General features: G+C 64.5%; 1 pseudogene. It reads left to right on the forward strand.

Features of this window, described 5'->3' with window-relative positions:
• Nucleotides 1-1,072, forward strand: a pseudogene (locus tag EN914_RS36260) (hypothetical protein); the annotation flags it as partial.

Consider the following 1,072-nt stretch of genomic DNA (forward strand, 5'->3'; position numbering starts at 1 on the left):
GACGAGTTCCTGGCCAGAAAGATCATCTCATGGTCGACCTTCGGCAGCGCGCGGCAGGCCAATCATCCGTTTACGCAATTGTTCCAGCCCAAGGAATTCGCATCGCTCGATTATTCCACGCTGAAACTGGTGCGCACGCCGGAAGCGCTGGTCGAGCGGCTGGACAATGGCGCCTGCCAAGGTTGCCATCAGGCCGGCTCCACTGCCGGCTTCCATTTCATCGGCCTTGACGACGAGACGACATCGCCGTTGAACCGCATCGAGGTCGGGATTTCGCCGCATCTTCATGCCGAGATCCCGCGCCGCCAGGCCTGGCTGCGCGCTACAGCTGAGGGCAGGGAGCCGAACCGCTTCCGTCCGCTCTCCTTTGCGCCGCCGGCAGCCTGGACGGACGCCGCGGTCGACTACGCGCCGGCCGAGATGGCCATGCCGTGCCTGATGCCGGAAGATGCCGCGCGGTTCGGCGCGACCTGGCAATGCGGCGGCGGCACCGTCTGCACGCCGCTGGCCACCGCTTCGGGCGTGCACACGAAACTGGCGCAATGCCTGCTGCCGAAAGACAGCGAAAAACTGTTTTCCGGTCATCCCTGCCTGACCGGCTCGATCGCCAGCAATGCGGCGCAGCCTTTCAACGACCGCTACAGCAAATCGGGCCAGTTCGCGGCCTTCGCCTCGGACATTTCCCGTACCGCCTACACCTGCCGACCGCCGAAGATCGGCGTGCCTGGCGGCATCGCCTATCGCGGCTGCGACGACAAGGACCGCTCCTTCGCGGCCTTCAAAGCCGGCAAGCCGATGCCGAACGAGATTTGCGGGCTGGTCGGCGGCAAGAAATTCGACATCTGCGTGGCCACCAACAATTTCGACCAATGCCTTGGCGGCGCCGTCAATCGCGGCAACCGGCCGGCCTGTTCGGCCGATCATTTCTGCCGCGAGGACTATATGTGCCAATCGCTGCCGCCGGACACGCCGGGCATCGGCAAGGTCAGAGGCATCGGCTTCTGCTCGCCGACCTATTTCATCTTCCAGATGCGCATCGACAACCACGCAACGCCATGGGGCAGCCCTGTCC

The sequence above is a fragment of the Mesorhizobium sp. M7A.F.Ca.CA.001.08.2.1 genome (assembly GCF_003998455.1).
Taxonomy (GTDB): Bacteria; Pseudomonadota; Alphaproteobacteria; order Rhizobiales; family Rhizobiaceae; genus Mesorhizobium; species Mesorhizobium ciceri.